This window comes from Haloarcula sp. Atlit-120R (assembly GCF_003665885.1).
GTDB lineage: Archaea > Halobacteriota > Halobacteria > Halobacteriales > Haloarculaceae > Haloarcula > Haloarcula taiwanensis.
The window spans coordinates 321,618-335,535 of sequence record NZ_QPLN01000002.1; the positions used below are offsets into that span (position 1 = coordinate 321,618).

Here is a 13,918-nt window from a genome sequence, read left to right on the forward strand (position 1 = left end):
TCGAACAGACGGGCACAAATACTTATTCGTTGGACCCGCCCATGTATCATTCATGGCCGATGCCGTACGTGTCCTCCACGTCGAGGACGACCCCGAGTTCGCGTCGATGACGGCAGCGTTTCTCAGCCGTACCGACGACCGGTTCGACGTGGTCTCGGCAACGTCGGCGAACGAGGGACTCACCCGGCTCAGCGAAGAACCAATCGACTGTGTCGTCTCCGATTTCGATATGCCCGGGCAGGACGGCATCGAATTTCTGGAATCTGTCCGGGCTGTCGATGAAGACCTCCCGTTCATCCTCTTTACTGGGAAAGGTTCCGAGGAAGTGGCCAGTGAGGCCATTTCGGCCGGTGTGACTGACTATCTCCAGAAGCAGCAGGGGACTGACCAGTACACGATTCTCGCCAACCGCATCACTAACGCGGTCGAGCAGTACCGATCACAGCAAGCACTGGACGCGAGCCGGAAGCGACTCTCGCTGTTTATCGATAAGTCGCCGCTCGGCGTCATCGAGTGGGACGAGAGCTTTGAGGTGGCGCAGGTCAACGAGAAAGGCGAAGAAATCCTGCAGCGAGCGGAGTCGGCGCTCGTCGGCACGGGATTTGAGACGCTCGTTCCGGACTCGTCGCGGGATGCAGTCGAAGAGACGATCACGGCCCTGCAGGAAGGCAGCGGCGGCTACTATACGGTACTCGATATCGAGACCGGTAACGGTGAGCAGATTGTCTGTGAGTGGCACAACCGCATCATCCGAGAGAACGGAGAGACTGTCGCGATATTCTCGCAGTTTCAGGAGATAACGGAGCGTCGGCGGCGACAGCAGCGCATCGAGGCGTTGCACGACACAACGCGGGAGCTGATGCACGCCGAGTCTCGCGAGGATGTCGCCGCACTGGTCGTCGAAACCGCACGCGACCTGCTCGGACTGCCGCTCAGCGCTGTCTTTCTCGCCGACGAGTCAGCCGACCTTCTCAGACCGGCCGCGGCGACCGACCAGGCACAGGCGAGTATCGGCGAGCACCCGACGTTTAGCGAGGGTGACAGTCTCGTCTGGGAGGTGTTCGACTCCGGTGAACAGCGCGTCTTCGACGATATCTCCACTCACCCTGACCGCTACAACCCCGACACCGACATCAGCAGCGAGATACTACTCCCGCTGGGCGACCACGGCGTGCTGGTCGCCGGCTCGACTGACGCCGCCGCGTTCGAGGACGCATCGGTCTCGCTGATGCGAACCCTCGCTGCGAACACCGAGGAGGCGCTTTCCAGACTCGACCGGCAGCAAGAACTCAGAACGCTCACAGAGCGGCACGAACTCGCGCTCGAAGGTGCCGAACTCGGCGTCTGGGACTGGAACGTCAAGACGGACGCGGTCACCTTCGACGAGCGGTGGGCCGACATGCTCGGGTACTCGCTGGACGAACTCGAACCCACGGTCGACACCTGGGACGAACTGATACACCCGGAGGACCGCGAGCAAACATACGAGGCGCTGAACGCCCATCTCGACGGCGAGACGGAGATCTACGAATGTGACCACCGGCTCAGGACGGCCACCGGTGAGTACCGGTGGATCCGCGACATCGGCAAGGTGTTCGAACGCGACGAGAACGGCGACCCGGTCCGTGCAGTGGGGATCCATCAGGACGTGACCGACCACAAAGAGCGGAAACAGGAACTCGAAGACACGAGCCGCAAACTCCAGGTCATTCTCGACACAGCCCCGACCTACATCCTGATGAAAGACACCGATAGTCGATTTCTGTTCATCAACAGCGCGGCCCGTGACCTCTACGGGATCGACGCCGACGAGTCCGTCGTCGGAATGTCCGATTACGATATTCTCCCGGACCACATCGCGGAGCAGACCCACGCCGACGATCAGCGGGCCCTCGAACAGAAAGAGACCGTCGAAGTCGAAACGGTGATCCCTGTCGACGGGACAGATCGGACACATCTGACGCGGAAGACACCGATACTCGACGAGGACGGCGAGCCCTACGCTCTCTGTGTCGTCGCGACCGACATCACCGACCAGAAACGGCGCGAACAGGAACTGGCCCGACTCACTGACGAGTACGAGGCGGTGTTCGAGAACACGAACGACGCTATCGCGCTCGTCGACATCGAGAGGTCGGCAGATGGTCCAACGTTCCGCTACGTCCGGACGAACGAGGCCTACGAACGCCAGACCGGATTCGACACCGACTCGCTGACCGGGCAGACCCCGGTCGAGGCCGCCGGTCCGGACATCGGTCGGCGAATCGCTGACCACTACGAGCGGTGTGTCTCGGCTGGCGAGACCATCACATACGAGGAGCGGGACCTCGGCCCCACCGGTGTCTGGGAAACACAGGTAACGCCGATCTTCGCTGACGGGGCGGTAACTCGGCTTGTTGTCATTTCTCGGGACATCTCTGACCGGATCGAGTACCGCGAGGAACTGGAGCGACAGAACGACCGGCTCGAAGAGTTTGCGAGCATCGTCAGTCACGACCTCCGGAACCCGCTCGGCGTCCTCGAAGGTTCGCTCACCCTTGCCAGAGACACCGGCGAGGACGAGCAGTTCGACCGCTGTTTCCGCGCAATCGACCGCATGAAGGAGCTCATTGAGGACCTGCTAACCCTCGCCCGCGAGGGGGATACAGTGTCGGAGATGGAGCCGCTCGACCTCGAATCGACTGCACGGTCCTGCTGGCGGGCCGTCAAGACTGACGACGCTACCCTCGAAATCCCGGCTGAAAGCCCAATCCACGCCGACGAGAGCCGCGTTCGTCAACTCCTCGAAAATCTCATCAACAACGCCGTGACACACGGCGGCTCAGACGTCACTGTCAAAATCGGTGAACTCGACGGTTCAGGGTTCTATGTTGCCGATGATGGCGATGGTATCCCGCCAGAAAAACACGAAATGGTGTTTGAGAGCGGCTACACCACCACTGACGGAGGCACCGGGTTCGGGCTCGCTATCGTTAAGGAGATCGCAGAAGCACACGACTGGTCGGTGTCCGTGACAGAAAGCGACGACGGCGGTGCACGGTTCGAATTCAGAGGCGTCAGGCAGGAGTCATAGCGTGTCTGTGCTTTCGCAGCTTTTTCTGCGTATCGAAGCAAGTATTCTATCTCATAACTGTTGTGTCGATATTTTGGCTATAAATAGTAATGAATGGGGTATTGGTGACTACATGTCCTGTTCTGCGCCAATAATGGCACGTTCGTAACACTCATCTCCGGGGCTGTGACATTAGCTGTATGGATCGCGTTGCAATCGCTGTCGCTGCTCCGGGAAGTCGATGAGAGAGGACGTCATCAAGCGGGCGGAGACAGTCGCTGAGATGGCCCCCGGTGATTCGGTCACGGCGGGAGTCCTCGCTGGATACAAGAGTCGCTTCTCCGAGTCACCACCGCTGAACAACCCACCGCTGACGTACCTCGACGGGGCTGAAGCCCCGGCGTATCTCCTGACCAACGGGAAGCGCGGCATCGGACGCGGGACGAAACGCAAGACCGACTCACCGGTCGGCGACCGCCGGACAGTCATTCTGGTCACCGGCCGCCGGACCCTCTGTCTCATTGGGAAAGCCGAGGACGACGATGTCATCGAGATCCCACACGAGTCGGTCGCCGACGTCACCACCAAGTCCGGGTTCCGAGCGCACCGCCTCGCGCTCCGCACCCCACGGAAAATGTACCACTGCTGGGTACACCGCAAGACCGACAAAGCAACCCTCAACGCGGCCGCCGAGTTCATCGAGACACACCAGCAGGACCGTCCGGACGCAATCGACGGCGACGACACCGCCAACCGGGTGATGTATCGCGGCCGCCCCGTTGCACCGCAAGACACCACACACGAAACCGAAGACAGCGACCAGACGACGTACTATCGCGGGCAGCCAATCGACGACGACAGCGACTGAAAGACGTGGCTCAGGCGCGTGCAAACCGCGTTACTGTTCCCAGAGCACTTCGTTCCCCGCTCGGGCATTCGGAGACCCCTCGCTACGCTCGGGCTCTCCCCGCTCACGGCTGCGCCGTTCGCGTCTCGCGGTTCTCGCTCGCGTTGCTCGCTCCGAACCGCGCTATTCCCCCGCCATCCCCAGCACATCGTCGAAGAAGCCAAGCGAGTCGTGCGGGCCGGGGTTGGCCTCGGGGTGGTACTGGCGCGTGATGATGTTCAGGTCGTCGTTCTCCAGCCCCTCCGGCGTGTCGTCGTTGACGTTGACCTGAGTCACGTCCAGTTTGTCGCCGGGGTCGGCGACGGTGTAGCCGTGGTTCTGGGTCGTCATCACGACCTGGTTCGAGCGCAGGTCACGGACGGGCTGATTCACGCCGCGGTGGCCGAACTCCATCTTCTCGGTCTCGCCGCCGAGCGCGTTGGCGACGACCTGCTGGCCGAGACAGATGCCGGCGAGCGGCACGTCACCGACGTAGGTCTCGACGAGTTCGCCGGCCTGCTCGAAGTTCTGTGGGTCGCCCGGGCCGTTCGAGATGAACAGCAGGTCCGGGTCGACGGCGGCTACGTCGTCCTCGCTGGCGTCGTACGGGAAGACATGGACCTCGGCGTCGCGTTCGACAAGCGACTCGACGATAGAGCCCTTCGCACCGCAGTCGACCAGCGCGACCGTCGCGCCGTCGCCGCCCTCGTTGTGGACCTCCACCTCGTCGACGGAGACCTGCGCGCCGATGTCGGTGTGGTCGGACATGTGCTTGCACTCGTGGAGTTCGTCGAGCGCGTCCTGCTCGGTCACGTCCGGGCCGGCGGCGATACCGCATTTCATTGCCCCCTCGTCGCGGATTTCGGTGACGATGTCGCGCGTGTCGAGGTGGTCGACGGCGGGGACGCCCTCGGATTCGAGCCACTCGGCCACGTCGACGGTCATCTCGCGAGCGACGGCCGCACGCGGGTGTACGCGGTCGGACTCGAAGCGTTCCTCCCGGACGCCGTAGTTCCCGATGAGCGGGTAGGAGAACGTCAGGACCTGCTCCTCGTAGGACGGGTCGGTGAGACTCTCCTCGTAGCCGGTGTACGCTGTTGTAAAGACCAGTTCGCCGCGGGCCGTCCCCGGAGCGCGAGCGCGCGCCTCGATGACGCGGTCGCCTTCGATTGCCACGTATGCGTCAGCCATTACGAGATGCGTATACTATAGTCGGCCATAAGGGTTGCTTTCGAAGACGAGTTTCGAATTTCGCAATCCTCAAGTCACGACCGGTGATATTATCTCATCTCGATGGACGACCTCGACAGAGAGATACTTTCGATACTCCGCCGGGACGCCCGAACCCCGTACACGGAAATCGCGGACCGGGTCGGTACGTCGGAAGGGACTGTGCGAAACCGCGTCGAACGACTGGTCGACGACGGCGTTATCGAGCGTTTCACCGTCGCGACGCGGACCGGAAACGTGAAAGCGATGATCGAGGTTAGCGTCGACGTAAACGTCGACACGGCCGAGGTCTCGGACCGTATCGCCGATTGGCAGGAGGTCGACTTCGTCTGGCAGGTTTCCGGGGAGGAGGACATTGTCGTCGTCGTCGACGCCGCTGACACAGACGCGGTCAACGGACTCATTACGCAGGCGCGTGAACTCGAAGAGGTTGTCGGGACGAAGACGAGGTTGATTTTGAACGAGCGCGTCGGGTGAGCAGCGAGGTCGCTACGAGGCCGGACGTGACACCCTGATTTCATATCCGCTGGGCTACGAGAAACGGTATGCAGTTCCCGGCGGGTCTAGATATCGACATCACCTCGACGTACGGCCAACTCGCGACCGACGGGGCGCAGTTCCTCGCGGTCGCGGCGCTACTCTACGCTCTCGGCCGACTGATCGCCGTGCCGGTGGCCCGATGGCTGCTGACACGGATGGAGACTAACAAGACAGTTGCCAGTGCGCTGACCAGTGCTGTCCACCTGTTGTCGGTTGTCGTTGCGGTGGTAATCGGTGCTAGCGTTGCGGGCTTTCAGGGCGCGCTTGCGGGGTCGACCCTGCTGGCGGCAGGTATCACACTGGCAGTGGGACTGGCGGCACAGGACGTGCTCGGGAACTTTGTCGCCGGCGCGTTCATCGTGACTGACCCGGACCTGAACGTCGGTGACGTCATCGCCTGGAACGGGATGCAGGGGACGGTGGTCGATATCGACCTGCGGGTGACCCGGATTCGGACGTTGGACAACGAACGCATCATCGTCCCGAACACGGCACTGGCAACGAGCGCGGTGACGAACCAGACATCGACTGGCCCCGTCGGGATTTCTTACCAGTTCGGTATCGGCTACGAGGACGATATCGAAACGGTACAGGTTATCATCGAAAACGCCGCCCGCGACCTCGACCACGTCTCGGAGAAGCCAGCTCCGACAGCCAGGGTTACCGACCTCGCGTCGACGGCGATCATCCTGACAGGCCGGATCTGGATTCCCAACAAACGGCGGAACCGACTCGCGTCAGTCAAGGCCGCGTTCATCCGGCAGGTGAAGGAGGACTGCCACGCGGAAGGCATCGACCTCAGCGACACGAGCCAGCACGAACTCGCCGGCGAGATCGGCGTCCACGACAGCGTTAAGCCGACGCGCGAGCGACCCGAATAGCGCCGGTCCGAACAGGGTTCGACCCGCGCTGTCTGCGGGATTCCCGGCGCCCGTACGTTTATACTTATTCACAAAATGGTACGTATATGGACGAGAAGCGATTCGTCGTCGCCCTCTTTGGTCTCGCTGTTGCGGTGGTGGTCAGTGTCCTCGCATATCAGTTCATCGCGGCGTTGACCGTCTCCGTGTTCCTCTATTATTCGACGCGACGGTATTACAGTTCCTTGCGCAGGCTTCGCCTTCCGGCGCGGGTACGTGCGGTCGTCGTCATGGCTTCGTTGGCGATCCCCCTCCTGTTGCTCGTCAGCTATGCGGCCGTCCTCCTCATTGTCGAAGCCCGACAGTTCGTGACCCAGTACGCGCTCGTTGACGTGGCTGCAACGCACATCAGTTGGCTGGACGGGGCAGAGTCCGTGCCGGACCTCACCGTCGAGGGGCTGTACAGCGCCTACCAGTCGGGGCAGCTCACGCCGTTCGTCGACTTCCTCAGCGAAAACGCGATGGTGCTTACCTCGGTCGCTTCCCAGTTCGTTCTCAATCTGTTCATCACGACCATCGTCACGTACTACCTGCTGGTGGACGGGCGGCGTATCCGCGAATGGCTACTCCGGTTCGACGATGGGGCCATCATCCGTGAGTACCTCGAAGCCGTCGACGAGGAACTGGAAGCGGTGCTGTTCGGCAATCTCCTGAACGTGTTGGCGATTTCGCTTATCGCTATCGCTGCATTCACCGGTTATAACGTCGTCGCGCCAGCGGCCGTCGAGGTCCCGTATCCGACGCTCGCCGGCGCGCTGACCGGTATCGCGAGCTTGATTCCCGTCGTCGGGATGAAGATAATCTACCTCCCGCTGACCGGTATCACCGCACTCCCGGTGGTGCTTGACGGGCAGTCGTCGCTGCTCGTGTACGTCCTTGGGTTCCTCCTCGTCGCGGTGGTCGTCGTCGACACGATTCCGGACCTGCTGCTCCGGCCACTTCTCAGCGGCGAGAGCACGCACGTCGGGCTCCTGATGCTGGCGTATACGCTCGGCCCGGTCGTGCTGGGGTTCTACGGGCTCTTTTTTGCCCCTATACTGCTCGTCGTCGGCATGACGTTCGCGAACACGGCATTACCCCGTTTACTCGGTGCGAGCGAACCGGACGGTATCCACCCCGACCAGTTGCGACTGGAAGACTTCAGCTAGCCGCCACAGCGGTGACCAACAGCCGAACGTGTGTCGGGTTCGCGAGCGAGCAGTGAGTGACGGACACGTCGAGTGTGTCCTTGTGACATACAAAAAGAACATTTATATTCAAGTCAAAATAAGAAACTAAAAATGGGGTCAAACTCCGAGTCCGCTCCCCCCCAGGCGCCTCCAGCGGACCAAATCGAGGAGTTGCACGTGGCGATGCGGCGACTGATGGCCGCCGAGGACCAGTCTGAGGTCGCGGTAATCGCGGTCGAGACTGCAACCGCGATTCTCGATTTCCCGTTCAGCGTCTTCTGGGAGGCCACCGACAGCGCGCTCACAGCAGAGGTGATTTCTGACCCGCTTCGAGAGCACGTTCAGGTTCCAGACGACCCGGGAGAGGTCATGCGACACGAGCGCGGGAGCTGGCTGTGGGACCAGTATGAATCCGACGAGACACAGCGAGTCCTCGTTTCGACAGACAAAGCCGCATCGGATGCACCGCTGCACGGGGGTATCAGCGTCCCACTCGGCGAGTACGGGCTTTTGACTGCCGGGACGGATGAGCGAGCCGAACCGACCGAACGTGAGACGCAGTTGGCCGATATACTCGGGAAGAACGTACTCTCTACCCTCGAACGGATCGAGCGCGAGCGGGAGCTGAAACGGCAGCGCGACAACCTCGACCTGCTGAATCAGATCGTCCGTCACGACCTCACGAACCACCTGCAGACCATCAGCGGCCGGGCGGAACTGCTCCGGGACTACTGCAGCGGCGACGCCCTAGAACACGTCGACGGGATACAGGAGAGTAGCCAGTCGGCCGTGGAACTGCTTGAGACGGCTGGAAACCTCGCGGCGGTAATGCGACAGACGGACTGGGAGACCGAGCCGGTCGCCCTTGGACCAGTTCTGTCTTCGGTGACCGAGGATATCACAGCGACATACACCGACGCACATGTCACCGTCCCGGACGAGTTCCCGTCGGTACAGGTGCAAGCCGACGAACTCCTGTCTTCCGTGTTCCGGAACGTTCTCACTAACGCAATCCAGCACAACGATTCGGCAACGCCGTCGGTCGTCGTTGACGTGACTGACGACGGTGACGTGTTTCAGGTCACTGTCGCCGACAACGGCCCGGGAATTCCGGACGAGCAGAAACGGGCGGTGTTCGAACGTGGGGAGAAGCGACCGGACAGTGCGGGGACCGGCGTCGGCCTCTATCTCGTTCAGACGCTGGTCGACGCGTACGGTGGTGACGTCTGGGTCGAAGACAACGAGCCGCGGGGGACCATCGTCGGACTCACGCTACCGAAGGCCACGGACGACGCCTGAGTCGGCTCCAGAACTGGACGGTCCCGCTACCGCTCCAGCAGCCCGTTCAGTAGGTGTATCGCGCCGTGTTTGTCCAGCGGGTCGTTCGCGTTGCCACAGTGGGGCGACTGCACGCAGGCCGGGCAGCCGTCAGCGCAGTTACACAAGCGCAGCATCGAGAGCGTGGTGTCCATCAGCGGCCCGATGTCGTGATAGCCGGCCCGCGTCAGACCGATACCGCCGGGGTACCCGTCGTAAATGAAGATGGTTGGCTCGTCAGTGTGGGGGTGCCGGGGCGTCGACAGGCCGCCGATGTCGCCGCGGTCACAGAGGTACTCGAAGGGGAACATGGAAATCATGGCGTGTTCGGCGGCGTGAATCGCGCCCGGGAAGTCTCCGGCCTCGCCGCTGTCAGCAACTGCGTCGCCTGATAGACTGCCGCCGTCGCCACTGTCGGGTCCGTACTCGCCGCGGCGAATCTGCGCTTCCAGTTCCGACGGCACCGTGTAGTACAGCGCCTTCGTCTCCAGCGTCGTCTCGGGCAGGTCGAGGGCGCGCTGGCCGAGCACTTCCCCCGAGGAGCCGTCGCGGCGCTCGTAGCCGGTTATCTGCTTTCGCATCGTCACCGAGGCGAAGCGGACCGGCACGTCCCCGCGGGCCGGCAGTCGCCGCTCGTCGAGGTCGGCCTCGACGGTGATGGTCTTGTCGTGGAGGACCCGCGTGAAGTAGTCCGCCCACGTCCGGGACAGTTCGGCCACACCTGCGTTGAGGTCGAGGTCGGTCACCTCGTACCGCCGCCCCTGATGGTGATAAATCGCGCCGGGGTGGGCATCGCGTAGCGCGTCTTCCACGGAGAGTTTCGCTATCACGTCCCCGTTCGCCACGAGCTTTACCTCGCCGTCGTCGACGGTCCGCAGGCTCATCTCGTGGTGTGGGCTGCCGCTGCCGAGCCAGCGCATCCCCTGGTCGGTCTGGCGGCGGTCGAGCTTCCCGGCCGATTCGAGGCCGGAAACCACGTCGGGGAACGTCTCGCCGAAGTGGCGGTCGTCGTCGGGCGACAGCCAGTTCTCACAGGCGGCCGAGTGGACGTGAGACGGGAGCAGTTGCTCGTTTTCGGGATTGGTCACGGCCTGCTCGGCCCCCGTCTCGAACAGCGCGTCGGGGTTGCGAAGGACGTACTGGTCCAGCTGGTCCTCGCCGCCGACGAGCGCGACGAGCGCCGGGTCGGTCCCACGGCCGGCCCGTCCGGCCTGCTGGAAGGCTCGCATCCGCGTGCCGGGGTAGCCGTCGAGCAGGACGGCGTCGAGGCCGCCCACGTCGACGCCCAGTTCGAGCGCGCTGGTCGACCAGACGCCCCGGAGGTCGCCGGACTGGAGGCCCTGCTCCAGTTTGCGGCGGCGCTCGTCGGTCAGCGCGGCCTGGTACGCGCCGACGGCGTCCGCGAGGTCGTGTTCCCCGCGGTCGCGGAGTTCGTCGGCGCTGTCGCTGGCGTACCGTTCTGCGGTCTGGCGCGACCCGGCGAAGACGACCGTCTGGAGGCCACGCGCCACGAGGTCGACGAACAGCCGCTTGGTCTCGACGTGGTTCGACCGCCGCCGGCCGCTGCCCCAGCCCTCGCCCTCGTACTCGGGCGGGTTCCACAGCAGCCAGTGTCGCGGCCCGCTGGCGCTGGTGTCCTCGTCGACCAGCGCGAACGACGACTCGGGCTGGCCGGTGACCGCTGCCGCGTGCTCCACGGGATTCCCGATGGTCGCCGAGCAACAGACCCACTCCGGGCCGCCCGTGGTCCCGCCATCGCTTCCTGCGCCCCTGCTCCCGGCGTCGAAGCGCTCGGCGACCCGCTGGAGGCGGCGCATCACGAGCGAGACGTGGCTGCCGAACACGCCGCGGTAGCCGTGCACCTCGTCGATGACGACGGTTTCGAGCCGCTGGAAGAACCAGTCCCACAGCCGATGAGCGTGTGGGAGGATGCCGTAGTGGAGCATGTCCGGCGTCGTCAGCAAAACCGTCGGCTGGCGCTCCCTGATGGCCTCTTTCTCCGATTTCGACTGGCGGCCGGTGTACTGGGCGACAGCGACGCCAGAGGCGAAGCCGAGGCCCTGTGCCAAGTCCGACAGCGTCTCGGTCTGGTCGTTGATGAGCGCGACCTGTGGGGCGACGTATAGTGTCGTCGCCCGGCGGTCAAGCGCCCGCTCGAACGCCGGAACGGTGTAGGCGAGACTCTTGCCGCTGGCCGTCTCGGTCGCGAGCACGACGTTCTCGCCGCCGCGGACGGCCTCGATAGCGTCCACCTGATGGGTGTAGAGGTCCGTGATGCCCCGGTCTTCGAGAACGCCGGTGAGCCGGTCCGTCACGTCGCAGTCCGCGGTCCGCGCGTCCCGTCCGGGTACTGTCCGCTGGTCGACGATCTGTCCCTCGTAGTACGGACGGTTCCGGAGCCACGCAATCGTGTCGTCCACGGGCAGAATACGTGAACGAGCAGTATCGGTGTTGCTGTTCTCAGTCAGTGGTCGATTGCCTGAGCGTCGGTTTCGCATCGCGCTCCGGTGCGGCCGGCAAGGACGCGACCGCTGCGGGGAGCGCAGCCAGTGGGACGGTGTCGTGAGCGGCGCTTGTGCAGGTGCTCTCGTCCGGTTCGACAGCAAGACAGGTTCCGGCAGCCTCGACGACCGGGCTGTTGCCGTCACTGGTTTCGCCCGCCGTCACGACGGCGTCGGCGGCCCGGGCGAGTTCGACCGCACGCCCGCGGGTCGCGTCGTCAATGCCCGCGAAGGCCGGGACCGTGACCGTCTCACAGTCGAGGTCCTGCGCCCGCTCGGCGGCTATATCGCCGGCGGGCACAACGCCGACACTGACCTGACAGCCGGCACCAACGAGCGTCGAGACGGCGGACGACGCCGGCTTACCGGTGCCGACGACGTGGACGCGGCGGTCGACCGCCTCTTGTTCGGGCAGCGGTGTCACGAGCGGTGCGTCGGTGCCGGGCTGGGTCGTCACCAGCGTCTCCGCGTCGAAGGCGTCACGGAGCGTGTCGCTCGTTAGCACGTCCGCGGGACGGCCCGCGGCGCGGATGCCGCCGCCGGCGAGCAACACCAGTTCGTCGCAGTACCGGGCGGCCAGATTGAGGTCGTGAATCGCGGCGACGGCCGTCTTTCCGTCCTCGACCAGCGTCCGGACGAGTTCGAGGGTGCGGACGGCGTGGTTGATGTCGAGGTTCGCCGTCGGTTCGTCCAGCAGGAGCACTGGGGTCTCCTGTGCAAGCGCCCGAGCGAGGAGGACCCGCTGGCGCTCGCCGCCCGAGAGCGAGGTGAACGGCCGGTCGGCGAACTGGGCGACGCTCGCGCGCTCCATCGCCCGCTCGACGGCTTGACGGTCGCCCTCGTCCATCCGGTCGAACCGGCCGAGATGCGGTGTCCGCCCCATTTCAACGGTCTGTCTGACGCTGAAATCGAATGACAGCGCGGTACCCTGTGGCGTGCTCGCGACGAGGCGGCTCACCGCCTTCGCCGAGCGGTCCGAAATCGGTTCGCCGTTGACGCGAACCGTGCCGCGGTCCGGGTCGAGCGTCCCCTTGACTGTTCGCAGGACGGTCGTCTTGCCCGCGCCGTTGGGGCCGACGAGACCGACAAGCGACCCGCGGTCGACGCTGAAATCGACGTCTGAGACGACCGATTGGTCGCCGAATGATACCGCGAGGCCAGACACGTCGAGTATCGGTCCGGAGCGACCCCGTTCCGGGTCGGCACTGTCGGACCCAGCTCCGCCGTTCATAGCTCGTGCACCTCCCGCTTCCGGAGCAAGTACAGGAAAAACGGCGCGCCGAGGACGGCGGTGACGATGCCGACCGGGACCTCGGCGCTGCCTGAGCGTGCCAGCGTGTCCGTCGCTACGAGGAACGACGCCCCGGCGAGGGCCGCCGTCGGGAGCAGTATCCGGTGGTCCGGCCCGACGAGCAACCGCATCACGTGGGGGACGATGAGGCCGACGAAGCCGACGATGCCGGCGACGGCGACGCCCGCCGCTGTGATGACCGCCGACAGCGCGAGCAGGACTCGCTTGGTTCGTTCGACCTCGATACCGAGGCTCTGTGCGTCCTCCTCGCCGAGCAGCATGACGTTCAGGTCGCGTGCGTACGCCAGTAACACGGCGAATGGGATAGCAACGAGCACGACGCTGGTGGTCACTTCCGGCCAGGACGCACCCTTGAGATGTCCCATCAGCCAGTACAGCGCCCGGCGGATGCTCTCGCCGCTGTGGAGCAACAGGAAGGAAACGACCGCGCCGAGAAACGTCTGTATCGCCACGCCGGCCAGCAACAGCGTCGCGACCGGCGTACGCCCGTTCCGCGTCGCGATGAGATAGACGCCGAAGGCCGCGACCAGCGCCCCCGCGAAGGCTGCGCCGCGGAGCCCGAGCCCGAACGGGATGACGACCGGTGCGACGATGAAGCCCACCGCGCCGACGGCCGCGCCGGAGGACACACCGATGATAGAGGGGTCAGCCATCGGATTCCGGAAAATCCCTTGCATAATCGTCCCTGCGGCGGCAAGCGAGAAGCCGACGACCGCACCGAGCAGTATTCGGGGGAGCCGGACCTGCATCACAATCTGTGTCCGAAGGTCGCTTACGGCGTAGGAAAACATGTGGGCCGTGGTCACGTCGACCGTAGGGCCTGAGATAGAGATGCCCGTCGGGACGACAACGGCGTTGAGCAGCACCTTCCCGACGACGGCGGGCGGAATCCACACTGGACCGATGCCGGCGCTCGTCGTCACCACGGCACAGAGGACGGCGACGAGCCCAGCCGACCACCCGACGGTCCGACCCGCGAAACGCATGTATG

The 13,918-nt window shown here is 64.2% G+C and carries 10 protein-coding genes; 6 read left to right on the forward strand and 4 right to left on the reverse strand.

What is annotated here, in order from left to right; all coding sequences use genetic code 11:
* Positions 1-52 precede the first annotated feature (52 nt).
* Both DVK01_RS08905 and DVK01_RS08910 read left to right on the forward strand, forming a co-directional pair.
* Positions 53-3,073, forward strand: coding sequence for a PAS domain S-box protein (locus DVK01_RS08905; RefSeq protein WP_121536381.1), 3,021 nt, complete (start codon positions 53-55; stop codon positions 3,071-3,073).
* A 220-nt stretch (positions 3,074-3,293) separates the two neighbouring features.
* On the forward strand, positions 3,294-3,920 hold the full coding sequence (locus DVK01_RS08910; RefSeq protein ID WP_101349317.1) for a PH domain-containing protein: 627 nt from the start codon (positions 3,294-3,296) through the stop codon (positions 3,918-3,920).
* A 162-nt stretch (positions 3,921-4,082) separates the two neighbouring features.
* Here DVK01_RS08910 and carA read toward each other — a convergent pair whose 3' ends face one another.
* Entirely contained in the window at positions 4,083-5,129 is a 1,047-nt protein-coding gene (carA, locus tag DVK01_RS08915) for a glutamine-hydrolyzing carbamoyl-phosphate synthase small subunit (protein ID WP_121536383.1), read from the reverse strand.
* Positions 5,130-5,231: 102 nt separating this feature from the next.
* Between carA and DVK01_RS08920 the strand changes: the two genes are divergently transcribed.
* The 4 genes from DVK01_RS08920 to DVK01_RS08935 all read left to right on the forward strand — a co-directional run bounded on the left by DVK01_RS08920 (position 5,232) and on the right by DVK01_RS08935 (position 9,096).
* On the forward strand, positions 5,232-5,645 hold the full coding sequence (locus DVK01_RS08920) for an Lrp/AsnC family transcriptional regulator (RefSeq protein WP_004518577.1): 414 nt from the start codon (positions 5,232-5,234) through the stop codon (positions 5,643-5,645).
* Between the two features lie 68 nt (positions 5,646-5,713).
* Positions 5,714-6,589: a mechanosensitive ion channel family protein gene (locus DVK01_RS08925; protein ID WP_121536385.1), complete on the forward strand. Its 876-nt coding sequence runs from the start codon at positions 5,714-5,716 to the stop codon at positions 6,587-6,589.
* 86 nt (positions 6,590-6,675) lie between these two features.
* Positions 6,676-7,776 carry an AI-2E family transporter gene (locus DVK01_RS08930; protein ID WP_101349320.1) on the forward strand — a complete coding sequence of 367 codons (1,101 nt, stop codon included), beginning with the start codon at positions 6,676-6,678 and terminating at the stop codon, positions 7,774-7,776.
* 132 nt (positions 7,777-7,908) lie between these two features.
* A complete protein-coding gene (locus DVK01_RS08935) occupies positions 7,909-9,096 on the forward strand; it encodes a sensor histidine kinase KdpD (RefSeq protein WP_121536387.1) in 1,188 nt (395 codons plus the stop codon).
* A 26-nt stretch (positions 9,097-9,122) separates the two neighbouring features.
* On the opposite strand, the gene DVK01_RS08940 is transcribed toward DVK01_RS08935, so the two are convergent.
* From DVK01_RS08940 to btuC, 3 genes are read right to left on the reverse strand one after another with little or no spacing between them, the layout of a single operon-like run.
* Positions 9,123-11,534 carry a DEAD/DEAH box helicase gene (locus tag DVK01_RS08940; protein ID WP_121536389.1) on the reverse strand — a complete coding sequence of 804 codons (2,412 nt, stop codon included), beginning with the start codon at positions 11,532-11,534 and terminating at the stop codon, positions 9,123-9,125.
* Positions 11,535-11,574: 40 nt separating this feature from the next.
* On the reverse strand, positions 11,575-12,846 hold the full coding sequence (locus DVK01_RS08945) for an ATP-binding cassette domain-containing protein (protein ID WP_121536391.1): 1,272 nt from the start codon (positions 12,844-12,846) through the stop codon (positions 11,575-11,577).
* Positions 12,843-13,913 carry a vitamin B12 ABC transporter permease BtuC gene (gene btuC / locus DVK01_RS08950; protein WP_101349324.1) on the reverse strand — a complete coding sequence of 357 codons (1,071 nt, stop codon included), beginning with the start codon at positions 13,911-13,913 and terminating at the stop codon, positions 12,843-12,845. The genes DVK01_RS08945 and btuC overlap by 4 nt, the downstream gene beginning before the upstream one ends.
* Positions 13,914-13,918 lie beyond the last annotated feature (5 nt).

Bases quoted from the DNA above. Each gene is read 5' to 3' on its own strand.
- DVK01_RS08920 (WP_004518577.1), top strand. From the start codon at position 5,232: ATGGACGACCTCGACAGAGAGATACTTTCGATACTCCGCCGGGACGCC.
- btuC (WP_101349324.1), bottom strand. From the start codon at position 13,913: ATGCGTTTCGCGGGTCGGACCGTCGGGTGGTCGGCTGGGCTCGTCGCC.
- DVK01_RS08935 (WP_121536387.1), top strand. From the start codon at position 7,909: ATGGGGTCAAACTCCGAGTCCGCTCCCCCCCAGGCGCCTCCAGCGGAC.
- DVK01_RS08925 (WP_121536385.1), top strand. From the start codon at position 5,714: ATGCAGTTCCCGGCGGGTCTAGATATCGACATCACCTCGACGTACGGC.
- carA (WP_121536383.1), bottom strand. From the start codon at position 5,129: ATGGCTGACGCATACGTGGCAATCGAAGGCGACCGCGTCATCGAGGCG.
- DVK01_RS08910 (WP_101349317.1), top strand. From the start codon at position 3,294: ATGAGAGAGGACGTCATCAAGCGGGCGGAGACAGTCGCTGAGATGGCC.
- DVK01_RS08930 (WP_101349320.1), top strand. From the start codon at position 6,676: ATGGACGAGAAGCGATTCGTCGTCGCCCTCTTTGGTCTCGCTGTTGCG.
- DVK01_RS08945 (WP_121536391.1), bottom strand. From the start codon at position 12,846: ATGAACGGCGGAGCTGGGTCCGACAGTGCCGACCCGGAACGGGGTCGC.
- DVK01_RS08905 (WP_121536381.1), top strand. From the start codon at position 53: ATGGCCGATGCCGTACGTGTCCTCCACGTCGAGGACGACCCCGAGTTC.